This is a genomic window from Lyngbya sp. CCY1209, assembly GCF_035615495.1.
Taxonomy (GTDB): domain Bacteria; phylum Cyanobacteriota; class Cyanobacteriia; order Cyanobacteriales; family Microcoleaceae; genus Limnospira.
Genome location: NZ_JAJENU010000414.1, coordinates 41,736 through 58,844 on the forward strand (window position 1 = coordinate 41,736; position 17,109 = coordinate 58,844).

10 protein-coding genes are annotated in these 17,109 nt (G+C 50.8%); 5 read left to right on the plus strand and 5 right to left on the minus strand.

The features are described 5' to 3' along the window. Nucleotides 1-217: 217 nt before the first annotated feature. A complete protein-coding gene (locus LKE08_RS12300) occupies nt 218-2,452 on the plus strand; it encodes a 7TM diverse intracellular signaling domain-containing protein (protein ID WP_324704524.1) in 2,235 nt (744 codons plus the stop codon). A 4-nt stretch (nt 2,453-2,456) separates the two neighbouring features. Here the strand turns inward: LKE08_RS12300 and LKE08_RS12305 are convergent, their stop codons facing one another. From LKE08_RS12305 to LKE08_RS12315, 3 genes are read right to left on the minus strand one after another with little or no spacing between them, the layout of a single operon-like run. Beyond that, nucleotides 2,457-5,615, minus strand: a complete 3,159-nt coding sequence (locus LKE08_RS12305; RefSeq protein ID WP_324704525.1) for an MASE1 domain-containing protein — start codon at nt 5,613-5,615, stop codon at nt 2,457-2,459. A 19-nt stretch (nt 5,616-5,634) separates the two neighbouring features. Continuing rightward, a complete protein-coding gene (locus tag LKE08_RS12310; RefSeq protein WP_324704526.1) occupies nt 5,635-6,966 on the minus strand; it encodes a response regulator in 1,332 nt (443 codons plus the stop codon). A gap of 3 nt (nt 6,967-6,969) precedes the next feature. Beyond that, a complete protein-coding gene (locus LKE08_RS12315) occupies nt 6,970-8,838 on the minus strand; it encodes an EAL domain-containing protein (RefSeq protein ID WP_324704527.1) in 1,869 nt (622 codons plus the stop codon). A 538-nt stretch (nt 8,839-9,376) separates the two neighbouring features. Here LKE08_RS12315 and mnmH point away from each other — a divergent pair. The 3 genes from mnmH (at nt 9,377) to LKE08_RS12330 (ending at nt 12,319) form a co-directional block, all read left to right on the plus strand. After that, complete coding sequence (gene mnmH, locus LKE08_RS12320; protein ID WP_324704528.1) at nt 9,377-10,399, plus strand: tRNA 2-selenouridine(34) synthase MnmH; 1,023 nt, start codon at nt 9,377-9,379, stop codon at nt 10,397-10,399. 72 nt (nt 10,400-10,471) lie between these two features. After that, entirely contained in the window at nt 10,472-11,080 is a 609-nt protein-coding gene (locus tag LKE08_RS12325) for a hypothetical protein (protein ID WP_324704529.1), read from the plus strand. A 165-nt stretch (nt 11,081-11,245) separates the two neighbouring features. Then, a complete protein-coding gene (locus LKE08_RS12330; protein WP_324704530.1) occupies nt 11,246-12,319 on the plus strand; it encodes a glycosyltransferase family 4 protein in 1,074 nt (357 codons plus the stop codon). Between the two features lie 117 nt (nt 12,320-12,436). Here LKE08_RS12330 and LKE08_RS12335 read toward each other — a convergent pair whose 3' ends face one another. Further along, on the minus strand, nt 12,437-13,204 hold the full coding sequence (locus LKE08_RS12335) for a LemA family protein (RefSeq protein ID WP_324704531.1): 768 nt from the start codon (nt 13,202-13,204) through the stop codon (nt 12,437-12,439). Between the two features lie 351 nt (nt 13,205-13,555). Here LKE08_RS12335 and LKE08_RS12340 point away from each other — a divergent pair, with 351 nt between their 5' ends. Continuing rightward, a complete protein-coding gene (locus LKE08_RS12340) occupies nt 13,556-15,346 on the plus strand; it encodes a TPM domain-containing protein (protein WP_324704532.1) in 1,791 nt (596 codons plus the stop codon). A gap of 127 nt (nt 15,347-15,473) precedes the next feature. Here the strand turns inward: LKE08_RS12340 and LKE08_RS12345 are convergent, their stop codons facing one another. Then, nucleotides 15,474-16,874, minus strand: coding sequence for a TldD/PmbA family protein (locus tag LKE08_RS12345; RefSeq protein ID WP_324704534.1), 1,401 nt, complete (start codon nt 16,872-16,874; stop codon nt 15,474-15,476). Between the last annotated feature and the right edge of the window lie 235 nt (nt 16,875-17,109).

A 17,109-nucleotide genomic window follows, 5' to 3' on the forward strand; every position in this document is an offset into this window, starting at 1 on the left:
TCCCCTCTCTTTCTGCATCCAAAAAGACCTGGATTGAATGCTTTTTATGAGAAAAATATTCGGTCTAATTATACCTTTTTTTATGTCTATTTTTACGCTCCTTGTTCTGGCTTCACCTGCTCATTCAGACCGGTCTGAGTCTGCCGTAATTTTGACGGAACGGAACGGATATTATCCCCTGGGTTTAAATGATCTGAGTTTGAAGACGAGGGGCGCGATGGTCGTTCCGCTGAGTCTGTGGTCGGTTGATGCTTTGATACCCCACCTCCAAACCGAGAGTTTTATTTTGGGTTTTTACTACGGTTTCATGCTGATCATGATCGGCTATCACTTTTTTATTGGGTTGACGTTGCGCGACAAAAGTTATAAATATTACGTATTTTTTTTGCTAATGAACTTGATTTTAAGTAGCTCCCAAAACGGCATTTTTGAAGAATACTTTTTGCTCAAAAATCCGGACATAAATCCTGGGATTTTTTCCCTAACGATGGGTCTATCCCTGCTGGCTTTTATTCGATTCTCCGAAACCTTCCTCAATCGCCAATCTCTGACCCCCAATTTCCATCAATATTTCAGATTTTTATCGATCGCGATCGCCGGTTTTACAATCCTCATTTTGTGGCCAGTTTCCCGCCTATTTATCTGGATATTTATCGCCTTATTATTGCTCACCTACTGGCTAATTTTTATCGCCATTATATTGAGTTGGCGGCAAGGGCAAAAACAAGCCCGTTACTTCTTCTTCGCCCAACTGCTGCTATTGATTCAGGCGAACCTGACGCTCTTTTCCATTGGGGATTTACTTCCCGCCCAGTTCCAGATTTTGGTTCGATATCCCGGCTTGGGGATTTTGCCGGTCGCCCTCTTCATCGCCTTTGCTCTGGGCGATCGGATCAATATCCTCCGACAAAACCAAGAAAAAGAGCAAGCCGAAACCCTGCGGGTAAAAGAAGAGTTAAATCAGGCTTTGCACTTGGCAAAAGCCGACCTCGAAAAACGGGTCAAGGAACGGACTGAAGACCTGCAAAAAGCGAAAATAACGGCTGAAGTCGCCAACCGCACCAAAAGTCAACTCATCGCCAATGTCAGCCACGAATTGAGAACTCCTTTGAATGGTATTTTGGGATACGCCCAAATCTTGAGACGAGACGATCGCCTGACGGAGAAGCAAAAAGAAGGTTTGGACGTGATTTACAACTGCAGTTCTCACCTCTCATCAATCATCGACGAAATCCTCGATATCTCCAAATTTGATGTCGAAAATATTGAAATTTATCCCGCCGATTTTTGTCTGCCAGAATTCCTAGCTGAAATCGTCGAGCCGTTTCAGGAAAGAAGTCGTCAGAAGCAGTTAAACTTCCTGGGGATATTTGACGAAGGCTTGCCCCTTTACGTCCGCGCCGACCCCGATCGACTCCGGCAAATTTTGAATCACCTTTTGGATAATGCCGTCGAATTTACTCCCCGGGGTAGTATCACGTTTGAAGTGCAGTTGCTCGAAATTTTGCCCCTCCCTCAATCTCCCGTCGGCACCGCCAAAATTCACTTTTCGATAGAAGATACGGGTCGGGGATTGACATCTCAACAAATCGAAAAATTATTTCAACCCTTTGAACAAGTCGGCGATCGCATCCACAATGCGGAGGGGACGGGGTTGGGATTAGCCATCAGTCAAAGGCTGGTACAGATCATGGGGGGACAGATTCACGTCGAAAGTTATCCCGATCGCGGCAGTCAATTTTGGTTCGACTTGGAGCTGACCATTTCGACGGAAGAAGTCCCGTCAAAACCCACGATTAAAGCTGAAAATATCATCGGGTTTAGCGGCGATCGGCGCAAAATTTTGGTGGTTGACGATCGCCCGGAAAATCGCTCTTTTCTCAAACACTTATTGGAGTCCCTCGGTTTTACCGTTGCCGAAGCGGAGAACGGACAACAAGGGATTGAACAAGTTCACATTTTCCAACCCGATCTGGTCATTACAGATTTGATCATGCCGGTCAAGGATGGATTGAAAATGATCCGACAGTTGCGCCAATCTCCTCAATTCAATAATTTGCCCATTGTCGTCGCTTCCGGAAGTGCTTCGGGCTCAATTAAACAGTTAGCTTTAGAATCCGGATGTAATGACTTGATAACGAAACCCATTCGCGTCAATGAACTCTTGCAAAAATTGCAAGTTTATTTGCCGTTACAATGGATTTATGCGGGACGAGAGATGGATGAAGAGCAAGTGGAACCCGATCCTTCAGAAACTTCCCTTATCGTCCCTCCCATCGAAGAATTATCCGACCTGATCCAAGCCGCCAGAATTGGAGATATCGACACCCTGGAGCGGGAAGCAAAACGGCTCAAGCAGGTGAATCCTAGCTATACCAATTTTGCCAATAAAGTCCTTCAATTTGCCCGAGATTTTGACGATCGCGCCATTCTCAAACTCATCGAAGCTTGAACCCTCAATCTCGGGACGTTGGTGGCAAATGGGACTCAATCAGATTGACAATTTCATGATCTTCAAAATTGAGCGCCAATTCCGAGACGCGATCGCAAAAGGGAACGTACCTTTGATCCGAAATTTTAATTCTTTGCACCTCTCGCTCAATTTGTTCGATATCCCCAATCTTTGCCGCCTCACAAATGACCATCAACGCTTCAGCCGGTGGCAGAACCCATTCATCTGAGGCGACATCCTCCGGGGTGTTATCGTCAGTTCGCGAGGGTCGATATGTTTCGTAAATCCACTCCAAATTGAGGTATTTTTGCAGAATTTCCAACAGCCGGTCGAACTCGATCGGTTTGGGGATAAAATCGTCGCACCCAGCCTCCAAACTCTGCACTTGATCTTGCTGAAGAACGCTGGCGGAAGAAGCGATGATGATGGTATTTTTGAGGCGGGGATCTTGACGCAGGCGGCGGGTCATTTCAAACCCGTCCAACACCGGCATCACCAAATCCGTCAGAATTAAATCCGGCTGTAATTCTCGGGCGACTGCCAGCCCTTCTTCGCCATTTTCAGCCCGGTGGCAGTCGAATCCCAGGGGGTCGAGCACTTCCATAATAATTGTCCGATTCACCGCTTTATCATCCACGACCAATAATTTTCGGCGCGACCCCTCGTAGCCGACAATTTTTCTCCCCTCTACCTGCGTGACCGCCGATACCCAATCGTCTGCCAGGGGCACTTCCAACTCGAAACTGAAACAACTTCCCCCCCCCAACCGACTGCTGACTTCGATGGTAGAGCCCATCATCGCCAGCAGTTTTTGGGAAATCGTCAGTCCCAAACCGCTGCCCTCGGCGCGGCGAGAAATGGCGCCGACTTGCTCGAAAGGCCGAAAGATCGTTTCGATTTGTTCCTCGTTCATTCCCACTCCCGTATCCTCGACACCAAATCGAAGTCGGACGGTTTTGGGGGTGCTGTCGGTGACTTCGACGCGGAACGTCACGCCGCCGGTATCGGTAAATTTGACGGCATTTCCGAGGAGGTTAATTAAAATTTGTCCCAACCGTTTTTCGTCGGCAATAATCGCGGCGGGAAGCTGGGGGTCGCCGATGTAAGTGAACTCGATGCCTTTGTTTTGGGCGCGGATGCGGATCATTTCCGCCACGCTCGTCACGAAAGATAAAAAATGGAATTCTTTGGGATAGAGTTCCATTTTTCGGGCTTCGATTTTGGAGAGGTCGAGAATGTCGTTGATCAGGTTTAACAGATGGGTGCCGCACTGGCGGATGATGTCGATGCCGTGGCGGTGTTGGTTAAGGTCGTCGGCTCGTTCCAGGATTTGGGTGTAGCCGAGAATGCCGTTGAGGGGGGTCCGCAGTTCGTGGCTCATATTGGCGAGAAATTCGCTTTTGGCTTGGTTAGCCATATCTGCGGCGGTTTTTGCCTCTTGCAATTGTCGTTCGTAGGCTTTGCGATCGCTGATATCCCGCACCACCACTTGCCAAATATTCCGCTCTCCCAAAAGGGTCGCTTTCGTGCACACGTCGGCGAGAAACTGCTCGCCATTTAAACGCTGGTGCAGCCACTCGAAGCGGAGGGTGTCTTGTCGGGCATCGAGCCGCATCATAATTTCTCGGGCGCGCTGTTGCGAGTTCGTCCCGTCCGGTTGTTTTTCGGGGGAAAATTCACTCGGATGTCTGCCGATAAATTCGGATTTATCGGTGCATCCAAACATTTTTAAAGTCGCCTCGTTGCAATCGATCAAGATGTTTTCATCGAGCAACATGACCGCGTCCAGGTTGGCTTCAAAAAGGGTGCGATACCGCTCTTCCGAAGTTTTGAATGCTTCCTCCGTTTGTTTTCGTTGGGTCATGTCAAGGACGGTGCCAAATAAACAGGTCACCCGTCCCTCGCTGTCAACTAACGGTTTGGTTTTGGCTTCTGCAAATCGAATTGAACCGTCGGGTCGCACGATCCGATAGTCGAATTGGGCCGGTTGTTTGGTTTCGATGACCCGCGCGATCGCCGTCAAAAAAATCTCCCGATCTTCGGGATGAATTAGTTGTTGAAATTGGTCAAAATCGGGCGTTTCTTGGGTCGGATTCAAGCCAAAAATGTGGAAGACTTCTTCCGACCAAGTGATTTGACCCGTCTCGAGATCGTATTCCCAGTTGCCGACGTGGGCGACGCGCTGGGCTTCCAATAGTAAGGCGGTCCGTCGCTGGATTCTCTCTTCGAGTTCCGAATTAATTTTTTGGAGTTGAAGTTGGGTTTTCTTGTGTTCAGAAACGAGGGCCGATAAAACCAACGCACTAATGGCGATCGCGCCGATGAACGACTGCAGCAGCACCAAAGATTCGCCGGGAGAATCTCGCACAAACGAACCGTAGCCGTTGGCCGTGGCGATCGCCGAAATTGAAATGATGGCGACGACCAGCAATGTGACGATTTGGGGCGGGAAGCGAAACGCCGCCCAAATCAGTGGCAGGACGAGCATATATTCGATCGGATACCCCCGCAAAAAGGCGAGGATATTGATTGCCAATAGCAACCCGACCAATAACAGGAATTCTATTTTTTGTTGTCCGATCATTTGCCGTTGATGTGGGGGTTGATTTTGACGACCCCAAGCGACGATTAAAGGTGTGAAGACCAAAATACCGACCGCATTCGACACCCACCAATTTGTCCAAATTTCCGCGCCGCCATTCCAGGCAACTTGGCGGGTTGCCACCAAGGTGAGGGTGGCGATTGTGGCGCTGACGGCGGGACTGAAGACGACGGAGAGTCCGATGAATTTGAACAGGTCCCGAGAGCGGACGAGCCAATTTCGGGAGCCGACAAAGCGATCGAGCAAAACCACCGCCACGATCGCTTCCAGAGAATTTGCGAGGGCGAAGACGACCGTGGTGAGGGCGGAAAGTGCCGCCAATTCTCGACTGGAAAATCCGAGGATGAGGCTGCCGATGAAAACGCCCCAAATCACGGGATAGCCGAGTAGCAATGCTCCGCCGATCGCCAGTCCGGAGATCGGCCAAATCGCGGCGACACTCCCGTATACCGTCGCCACCAGCAGGGAAATTTTGGCAATACAAATATAAGTGACGGCGACGATGGCGACGATGGCGGCGATCAACAGTTTTTTTGGGTTCAAATTCAATCGGTTTTCCATCAATTCCCCCGACCGCTACTCAGGTTGACAACTGGGCCGGCAACGTCACGTTAAACTCAGTTCCCCGTCCCGGTTGGGAAGCCAAAGCGATCGTCCCCCCGTGTTGATCTTCGACAATTTGACGGACGATCGCCAGTCCCAGTCCGGTTCCCTTTCCGACAGCCTTGGTGGTGTACAAATAATCGAATATTTGATTTTGAATGTCCGGGGTCATGCCGATGCCGTTATCTCGGATGCGAATCGCGACTTGTCGGGATTCGGGAAAATATTCTGTTTCGATTGTAATACAATTGGGGTCCGCTGAAATGTCGTCGAAGCTGCGGCCGACATTTTTCTCTTCCACCGCATCGATCGCGTTCGAGAGCAAGTTCATGAACACTTGGTTCAATTGTCCGGGATAACATTCGATCTCCGGCAATTTTCCATATTTTTTGACGATTTCGATAGGGGGGCGATCGTCATTTCCCTTGAGACGGTGCTTTAAAATCATCAGGGTGCTGTCAATGCCATCGTGAAGATTAAACGCCACCCGAGTCCGTGTATCCGAGCGAGAAAACGTCCGCATCGAACCGCTGATGTCCGCCAGCCGTTTCGTCCCTTCCTTCATGGAATCCAGCAATTTGGTAAAATCTTTGACGAGATATTCCAAATCGACGGCTTCTATCTCCTCTAAAATTTCGGGTTCGGGTTCGGGATAGTATTTGCCGTAAAGTTCGAGGAGATGAATTAAATCTCGGGCGTAATCCTGGGCGTGGGACAAATTTCCGCCGATAAAACTGACGGGATTGTTAATTTCGTGGGCAATTCCGGCGACCAATTGTCCCAAGGAAGACATTTTTTCGCTCAAAATGAGCTGCGACTGGGCTTTTTCAAGTTGCGACGTCCGCTCTTTGACTTTCTGTTCGAGTTGGCTGTTGAGTTCGGCGAGTTGTTGATTTTTATCGGCGAGTTCTCGCGTCAAAGACCGCAACTTCAGTTGCAGGTTGATGCGGGCGAGGACTTCTTCCTGCTGAAAGGGTTTGGTGATGTAGTCCAACGCCCCCAATGACAGGCCCTTCACCTTGTTATCCGTATCTGCGAGGGCCGTCATAAAAATAATCGGTAAATCGCGATGGTTCGGATTGGCTTTGATCTGCCGACAGGTTTCAAAACCGTCAATTCCCGGCATCATCACATCCAGCAAAATCAAATCGGGAACGGCGGATTGAAGTTTGTTGAGGGCATCTCCCCCATCTTTGGCGACCAAAACCCTGAAGCCGACTTTCCGAAGAAATTCAAAGAGAACTTTGATATTTGTCGGATTGTCATCGACGATCAGTAGGGTGGTTTGTCCTTCGTGTTTTGAGTTCATAATTTAATGGGCGAAAAGTGATGGCTCGATCAAAAATTGGGTCGCTTCTCGGCCGGGCAGTGGTTGAGAAAACAGATACCCTTGACCGAATTCACAGTTCAACTCGATCAGTTTGTCAAGTTGTTCTCGGGTTTCGATTCCTTCGGCTACCACGTCCATATTCAGACGGTGGGCGAGAGAAATAATTGTTTTAATGATTTCTTCTCCTCCTCTGTTATCTGTCAAGCGAGTCACAAACGAACGGTCAATTTTGAGCGTATCCAGGGGAAAGTTGTGCAGGCGACTCAAGGACGAATGTCCCGTTCCAAAGTCGTCGATACAAAGCTTGATTCCCAAGTCGTGAAGTTGTCGCAGGATCTCGATCGCCTGATGGGCAGTTTTCAAAAAGTCGCTCTCCGTGACCTCTAGTTTGATAGCCGAAGTTTCAATTTCATACTTTCCCATCACCGCCCGTACCTGGGCGACGATTTCGGGCTGTTGCAATCTCTGAGCTGAACAATTGATATTGACAACGGGAAACTCTTTTAAATCCAATTCTCTTCGCCATTTCTCGATTTGCTGGCAGGCTAATTTAAAAGCCAAACAGTCGAGGGCAGAAATCAAGCCGATCTCTTGTGCGATGTCGATAAATACTCCCGGCGAGACAATTCCCAGCCGCGGATGTTGCCAGCGAATGAGCGCTTCAAATCCCGTCAATTTCCGAGTTGATAGGGAAACGATCGGTTGGTAATACAGACAAAACTGTTCTTCTTCTATTCCCTGACGGAGGTCGGATTCGAGTTGAATCCGTTCCCATGCCGCCGCCCGCATTTCCGGTGTCAAGACGACGGAGCATCCCCGGCCCATCTGTTTGGCTTGGTAGATGGCAATATCCGCATCTCGGAGAATATCAGTCGGTTTTAAATAGCCGTCGATGGCGGGAACGATGCCGATACTCACCCGGACAAATAGTTGATATTTGCCGACATTAAAAGGTTTTTTAAATTGCTCGAAGATGTCCGCAATCAATGAAGATTGTTTGTTTGTATCCCATTTTCCGGGGACAACGATCAGAAATTCATCCCCTCCCAATCGGGCGATTTCAGCTCTCGATTTCAGGCATTTTCTTAATCTAAATGCTACGACTTTTAGCAGCCCATCTCCGGTCAAATGTCCGAAGCGATCATTGATGTTTTTGAATCGATCTAAATCGACAAATAGGATAGAATTTTCTTCTTTTTTTAGCCGGCTATCTGCGATTTTTTCTGACAAAAATTTCATCAACCAAGCCCGGTTAAATAAGCCGGTCAGAGAATCATGGGTCGCTTGATGGCGCAGTTTTTCTTCCCGGATGTGCAATTCTTTTATAGCCTGCGAGAGTTCTTGAGTCCGTTCTTGAACCCGGATATCTAGTTTTTTATTGAGTTGCTTTAATTCCGCTTCTACCGCCAACCGGGCGGCAATCTCTTCGCTCAAGTTGTGATTTTTTTCTTGCAAGCTGCGGTTCAAATCGTGCAATTTTAGGTGCAATCGAACCCGACTCAAAACTTCCTCTTGTTGCAGGGGTTTGGTGACGTAATCGACGGCCCCCAAGGCGAACCCTTCCACCTTATTTTCGATCTCGGCAAGGGCGGTCATGAAGATCACGGGAATTTCTCGAGTTTCGGGATTGTCTTTGAGGCGACGGCAGACTTCAAACCCGTCGATTTTGGGCATCATTATATCCAATAAAATTAAATCGGGAGTTACTTCTTTGGTTTTTCTCAGCGCATCTTCCCCGCCCGTAGAAACCAAAACTCGGAAGTTCGATTTTTTAAGAAAATTAAAAACGACCCTTATATTATTTGGATTGTCATCGACAATTAGAATTAAATAAAGTGGCTCTTTATTCATTTCCGCCTATAAATGCGTCAGAGGATTTCTGTTTGGGTGAGATTTTAACGCTTTTTTGGCGATCGCGACAGAACCGAAGGTTAAGAAATCGCGAACCGATCGCCGTCAAGTTAAAGAAATGTAACGGTCACGCTGCCATCGGATCGTCATTTCCGAACCCCGACATTTCACGCTCGGATTTCCGGGTTCTGATTCGTTTTGGCGATCGCGCTTTGAGTCATCTCTCCCTCGTTCGGGTTGTTTTCACATTCGATCATCCGCAGACACTCCGATAACCCCCCTCTGTTGGCAGCTTCATTCATCCGAGCCGGATCGGCGGAGCGCCTGCCAACGTCCCAATTGTAGAGAGACAACATAGGATTTTGACTCCATTGCGATTTTTTGATATAAGCAGAATGACCCCAATCTAATCGTAGTCGGATGCTACGCCCAGTCTAAAAAATTAATCTTAAAATTAGATTAACATACGGTTATCATAGAGTTGTCACCATTTTTTAGCCGTCAAAACTCGACGCCAATTTGAGGCCCCGCATCATTCATGGCTCAATCCCTGAATCCCGATCGCTTTTTGCAAGCCCCCGGCCCGATTTTGGATGTCCGCAGTCCGGGCGAATACGCCCAGGGCCACATTCCGGAGGCGATCGCATTTCCCCTGTTCACCGACGCGGAACGGGCGAAAGTGGGAATTTGCTACAAACACGAAGGCCGCGATCGCGCTGTGGAGTTGGGTTTCGCCATCGCCGGCCCCAAATTTGCCGGCTTCATCGCCGCGGCCCGAGATCTAGCCCCCGACGGGCAAATTCGGATGTACTGCTGGCGGGGAGGAATGCGGAGTGGCGGGGTGAGTTGGGTGTTGGAAATGGGCGGCTTCCGAGTTTCCCTCCTCGCCGGGGGATACAAAGCCTTCCGAGGCTGGGGGCGCGCGCAATTTCAAACCCCCAAAAAAATCGTCATTCTCGGCGGGATGACGGGGACCGGAAAAACCGACGTCCTCCACGCCCTCGCCGCCCAAGGGGAACAAATTCTCGACCTGGAGGGACTCGCCCGCCACCGGGGCAGTAGCTACGGCAGTTTGGGACAGCCGCCCCAGCCGACGAACGAACAATTTTGGAACCAGATCGCGATCGCCTGGGCGGGTTTCGATCCCGAACGGCGGGTTTGGATCGAAGCGGAAAGCAAGCGGATCGGCCTGTGTCGCGTCCCGGAAGAGCTTTACCAGCAGATGGATCGGGCGCCGGTCATCCAGATCGAACGACCCCGCCACGAGCGTCTGGAGCTGCTTGTGGAGGCCTACGGAGAGGCGGAAATCGAGAAATTGATCGGGGCGACGGAGCGGATTCGCAAGCGGCTGGGGGGGGCGCGAACCCGGGAGGCGATCGCATTTTTGGAGCGGGGAAAATTGGCGGAAGCCTTCGATTTGATCCTGTATTACTACGATAAAACCTATTCCTACGATTTAGAACGGCGGCAGGTTCCCCTCCACGGCGTTGACGTGGCGGGCTGTTCCCCCGACGAGGCGGCAACCCGCCTGCTGCAAAAGGCGCGGGCGATTTGGGAATAAATCTGCATACCCTCGTTCCGGAAATCCTATGTTCTCTTTGAGCGGACAGGGCGTCTATTATTGGATTGAATCATGAACAGCAACATTGAGCCGAGGGGAGAAAATGAGAAGATTTCAGTCGGAAAAGTGGTCGGAGCGGCGACCATTGCCGGCGCCATCTTCGGCCTCAAAATGGTGGGTTGGACAGCCGACCCCCCCGCACAGTTTCAGTTTCGGCAGCAGGTGGGAGACGATCGCCTGACGGTCGAAATTCGGGGCGACGATCGCGACGGAAACGGCGTCCTGGAGTTGTCGGAATTGGAGGATTTTGCAGCCCGCCGGGGCGATCAAACTTGGGAAAAAGAAGATCTGGAGGTTTTCGCCCTGAATCTGAAGCCGGAACCGATCGCCGGGTTGAACGTTTTCGCCCGTCGCCGGGGCGGAGAAACGTCGAGTATCCTGGAAATTTCCGATTCCAATATCTACGGTTTGGAATACGGCAAAAATCAGGGCGACCGGGTGTTATTTTCCGAGCCGAATGCCCCGGAATCCGCCACCGTCGAGTCCCCCGCCTATCCCAAACTTCTCAAAGTCTTCGGTTTGTTCGGCGTGGGTGCGTTGTTGATCGCCCTTGAATGGGTGACGCGCGATCGCGATCCGATCCTCGATCCTTCCCCCAATTCCGCCGGCGAACCGGGATAGACAATTCTCCGGCATTTCAATAGATTGGTGCGGGTTTAGACCGGCATGGAAGGCGCAGAACGCCACCACAAAGGCGGCGGAAATCCCTCGGAATCGAGCCAAAAATGAGGTCTGACGCTTCTTTTTGCGATACAATATGATCCGCCCTCCAAATGCGATCGCCCCATGACCGAGAAACCCCTCAAATTGCTGTTCATGTCAACCCCAGTCGCCCCCCTCGGTTCCGGATTTGGAGGGGGGGTCGAATTGACCTTGCTCAACATCACGAAAGCGCTGCAAGATCGGAGCCATGAGGTCGAGGTCGTGGCTCCCCTGGGGTCGGAATTGGACTCGATTTCGATTGTCGAAATTCCCGGAGAATGGCAGCCGATCGCCCAAAATCAAGGTCGGAATTTACCCATCATTTTACCGGAAAATTCCGTCTTGGCGAACATCTGGGAATACGGGAGAAGCGTACAACATCAATACGATGCGATCGTCAATTTTGCCTACGATTGGCTGCCCTTTTATCTGACCCCATTTTTCCAAACCCCCATCGCCCACTGGGTGAGTATGGGATCGTTAACTTCCGCCTTGGATCGGGTCATTTGTGAGGTGATGAATCGGTATCCGGGGACGGTCGGATTTTACACCCACACCCAGGCGGCGACCTTCAATTGTGAGGGAAGCTACGCCTGTCTGGGAAGCGGGTTGCAAATGTCCCGCTATCAATTTTGCCCGCAACCGGAAGATAAACTGGCGTGGATGGGGCGAATTTCCCCAGAAAAGGGCCTGGAAGATGCGGTGGAAGCGGCGCAAAAAACGGGGATTTCTTTGGAAATTTTTGGCAAAATACAGGATGAGAATTACTGGCAAAACATCCTCGAAAGTTATCCCGATGCGCCCATCAATTATATCGGATTTTTGGATACCGATCGCCTGCAAGAACGGCTGCGACACTGCCGGGGGTTGCTGATGACGCACCGCTGGGTGGAAGCCTTCGGAAACGTGGCGATCGAGGCGTTGGCCTGCGGCGTTCCAGTCATCGCCTACCGGCGGGGAGGACCCGCCGAAATTGTCTGCAACGGGGAAACGGGTTGGCTGGTGGAACCTGATAGTGTGGAAGGTTTAGTTGAGGCGATCGCAAACCTGGATCAAATTGACCGGGAAAACTGCCGCCAACAGGCCGAAATGGAATATTCTTTGGAAGCATTGGGCGATCGGGTGGAGTGGTGGTTGTTGCAGATTCGAGACGGCTGAAATTAATCAAACCGTAGGGGCAAGCCTCCGTGCTGGCCAAAAAATTGCCGGAATGCCAATGAAAATCAGAGGTAGGGGCAAGCCTCCGTGCTTGCCAATGGAGTCAAAATACTCGAACTACTCGATTTTGGGAACTTCTGTATTTTCCGCTTGAAAAAATGGCTGTCGATCAAATCCGAACAACCCGCCCACCACCGAAGTTGGGAAACGTTGTCGGTTTTGATTGTAGCTTTGAACCGCCTGATTGTACCGTCGGCGTTCCGTGGCGATCCGATTTTCCGTCCCGGCAATTTCATATTGAAGGTTGATGAACGCTTGGGACGATCGCAGTTCCGGAGCGGCGATCGCATACTGATTAAATTGCTGAATTGCCGAATTCATTTCAGCCATTGCCGCCAATTTTTCATCCGTCGATTTTGCCTGTAAAAACTGCTGTCTCGACTCCGTTAAAAGTCGCACAATGTCCCGTTCCTGATCGGCTTGTGCTTCCGTAACCGCCAACAATTGGGGGATCAAATCGGCGCGACGCTGGAGTTGGTTTTCCACCTGTGCCCAGGAGGCTTGCACTTGCTGATATTTCCCCGATAAGGAATTATAAGCAAATACTCCCCAAAGCGCGATCGCTCCTCCCAGAGCCACTCCTATCCCAATTATCGCTGATTTTCGCTGCTGTGCCTGCCGTCGGGCGATTTCTTCAAGCCGCCGTTTTTCTCGAACTTGCGCGATCGCCGTTTCGATCAATTCCGGGGGGATGGAAACCGCCTCTCCCGCCTCCTGAAGTTCGGCTAGGGAATAGCGATCGCTGGCTTCCTGATACAGGCGGGAAGCCACTTCCAGCACTTCGGGGGCGAGTTCTTCCGGAATGTTGACATCTGACTCACTCATGGGGAATGACCTTGAAGAAACAATAATAAATGATAAGTTTTTTAAAAAATTAGGGAAAATTTCGACGAATTGAATACAATATAAAACAAATCGCCTGAAACAGCAATTGATGCGACGAGTGGCACGGATCGATCGCCCGTCCAACTGATGGGCATTACTCAGTCGTTTATTTTCCATCTTAATATGAATATCAACAATCGTCTCCGGCGAAAAATACGAGTTGGCTTGCTGTATGGTTTGGGGCTCGCTTGTTTGGCGATGATTCTCCTCTGTCAACCCCACCCCAGTTACAGCCTTACCCCCTCGGAGGTTCCCAACCCCCGACAGGTTTATGGGGGATGGGTGACAGATATGGCGAATATCCTCAGCGACGATACGGAAACTCAGTTAAATCAGATGATTTCCGAACTCGAAGCGACAAATGGGGCGGAAATTGCGATCGTCACGGTTCCCGAAACTCAACCTTCGTCCTCTCCCAAAGCATTTACAACCGAATTGTTTAATACTTGGGGAATTGGCAAAGCGGGTGATGATAATGGTATTTTATTTTTGACATCGGTGGGCGATCGCAGAGTCGAAATTGAAACGGGTTATGGCATGGAAGGCATTCTTCCCGATGCCAGAGTTGGCCGAATTATCGATACTAAAATCAAACCCCATTTTAAAACAGGTGATTTCGATCGCGGCACGTTAGCGGGAACGGAGGCTTTAATCCGAGGCATACAAAATCAGATCAGTAATTCTCCCCCGGACACCGAACCTAAAACCGTCAGCGATCCGGTTACTCATACCGCTCCCAATTCAACTTTACCACAAACCGATACTTTGGCTCAAGCCGTCCCGTCTGAAAGTATCAATTCTGTCTTTCCTGCTTTTACATATCATTCGAGTTTCATCTGGCCTGTGCTTGGTTGTTTTGGGGGGTTATCTTATCTGGGTTATAAATTGGCACGTCATTTTTCCCGTCAACCCATTTTAGTCAACCCCGGTGAATCTTGTCGAATCAAAACATTGGACAGCAGCGATCGCTTGATCAATCTGTCCCTCCGTATCGAGGTGTTTGGTCTTTTATTTATACTGACATTTCCAGCTATATTTTTGACATTGCAAGTCTTCCCACCTGTCGCACTCACATCTGGAATCTTGATGGTCGCCCTCCTATTAATTGGGGTGCTGCATCAATCCCAATCCGGGGCAGAAGCTTGGAAAAAATTTAAACCTGGGACAGGATCTTTTCTGATCATGCCATTTATCTTTGCCGTTTTTTGCGCTAAATTTATTTGGTTATATCCACCTTCGTTTGATTTGATCTCATTTTTGTTATTTGTCGCAATTTTGACAGTCGGTGAACATCCCAGTTTGGCACGGGATAAGATGACATTAACCATGATACTGGGATTAATTTTTCAATTCATCTGGTTTATGGTGTGGGCTAGTATTTTAGGAACTCCTCAAAACCTGCCCGTTATATTGGAGAGTTTAAGTGGTTCAATCGGTAATGTCAACGGGGCGATTTTCGGTGCGTTTATTGTCAGTCTTTTGGGCTGTTCTTCAATGACTCGTTACTGGCGTAAATGGCAATTTAGCAAGCCTCCAAATGTGCGATCGCTCCGTCCCATTCTCAGTGCCACATCTCAAACACCCCTGCAACAAATCGATCGCGACACTTTAACCCCCCTCCTCACCGAACACGAACGAGACGCCCAGGAACTCGAAAGCACGAGTTTTGAGGGGTGGTGGTGTCCTGAATGGGGACAAATTAGCCGAGACACCATCTATTTAAAAGCCTACGTTCAAAACAAGGGAAATGGCTATTATCAATGTCCGGTGGGAAAAGAATTAACCGTCGAATGCACATCAAAAGTTGTCAAATACCCCACGACATCTCGTAAGGGAATACGACAGATTACTTACTCTTGCCACTGTTGCGACTATCACAAAGAAGTAGAAGAGAAAATTCCCCGTTTGCCTCCTCCTTCGAGTAGCAGTGGCGGAAGTTCCAGCAGCAGTTCTAGTGGCAGTTATGGTGGGAGTTACGGTGGCGGATATAGCGGTGGTGGTTCGAGTGGCGGCGGTAGCAGTGGCGGCGGTAGTTTTGGAGGTGGCGGGAGTGGTGGTGGAGGCGCCGGTGGTGGCTTTTAGAATAGATGTAGGGGCAAGCCTCCGTGCTGGCCAAAATATGGCAGGAATTAATTGAATTAATTCATCAACCGGGCAACCCGAGACGGTTGCCCCCACACCCGACTCCCGACTCCCGACTCCCGACTCCCTACATTTCCGCTTCTCCCCCCACCACCACATTCCGAATCCGCAGACTCGGGCCGCCGCAGCCGACGGGTAAGCCATTTTGTCCCCCCTTGCCGCAACCCCCCGACTCGTCCCAGTAGAAATCATCGCCGATCGCTTCAATATCCGCCAAAGTCGTAAACACATTCCCCGATAAAGTCACATCCCGCACGGGTTCGGCGAGTTTCCCATTGCGAATCATCCAGGCTTCCCCGGCACTGAACGTGAACATCTCGCCGTTGGTCATTCCCCCCAGCCAATTTCGCGCGTAAACCCCCTCTTTGATATCGTTGAATAAATCCGGAACCGGCGTATCACCCCGTTCGATCCAAGTGTTCGTCATCCGCACCAAGGGGGGATAGTGGTAGTCCAGACAGCGGGCGTTTCCGGTGGGGGATTCGTCCAGTTTCCCGGCCGTTTCTCGGGAGTGGAGGCGCCCGACGAGCATTCCATCTTTAATTAACTGCGTCGTCGTGGCCGGAGTCCCCTCGTCATCGTAAAAATAGCTGCCCCGGTGTCCCACGGGCGCCGCGCCGTCGAAAATTTGCAGGTTTTTGGGGCCGAATTGCCGCCCCAGACTCATCACCTCCAGCAGGTCCGGATTTTCGTAAGCCATATCCGCCTCCGAGAGGTGTCCGAAGGCTTCGTGGACGAACAAACCGGAGAGGATGGGGTCGATGACGACAGTGTAGAGATTTCCCCGGACGGGGGGCAAATCCAGGGAATTGACGGCCCGCTGGGCGGCGCTGCGAACCTGGTCGTCGAGGCGGGTCAGATCTTCGTAAGCTTTGCGCGAACCGGTGGTTTCCCGCCCGGTTTGGACGGTTTCCCCGTTGCGGGCCGTGGCCGCGAACCGCATTTCCATGTCCGCCCAGCCCTGTTCCAGGAAGGTTCCCTCGGAGGTAGCCAGCAGGATGCGTTGGGTGCTGTCGCCGTAGCGGACGGAGATAGTGGTGATGCGATCGTCCACGCTGCGGAGGATTTCCCCGTAGCGATCGCACAATTCCTTTTTCTGGGACAGCGGGATCTCGCGAGGGTCCGAACCCGTCAAAGGCAGGATGTAGGTGTCTTCGACGACGGGGATGGGGGCGAGGATCGTCTCGTCGTCGCCGATCAGTCGCGCCGCCGCGATCGCTTCCTGGATGCGGTTTTCCAAAGCCGAGAGGTCGTTGAAGCTGGCGAATCCCCAGCCCCCCCGGTGGCAGGCCCGCACCTGTCCGCCCAGGGAGATCCCCTCGCTCAGGGTTTCGATGCGATCGCCGCGCAATAAAATATTGGTTTCTTCCGCTTCCTCGACCCGGATCGCCAGATAATCGACCCGTTTGCCGTAGCGGGCGATCAGATCTTGCAGGAGGGTTTTGACATCGGTCAGGACAGTGGGCATCATCGGCGGCACCATTGACTCAATCTGCCCTACCATTTTGCCTCAGTATCGGTCTGTTGCAAACGGGAAACCCGGTTTCTACCGCTTTATCGGTTCGGTTCTACGAATCTTGAGGATGACAAGAGCGGATATGCTGGGAATAGAAAAGCCAAAATCTTAGTCAGCACCCCCGGCTGAAGCACGGGGGCTTCGTGCCCTCCCCTTCAGGTAGCTGACCAGCTTAAGCCTTAACTGG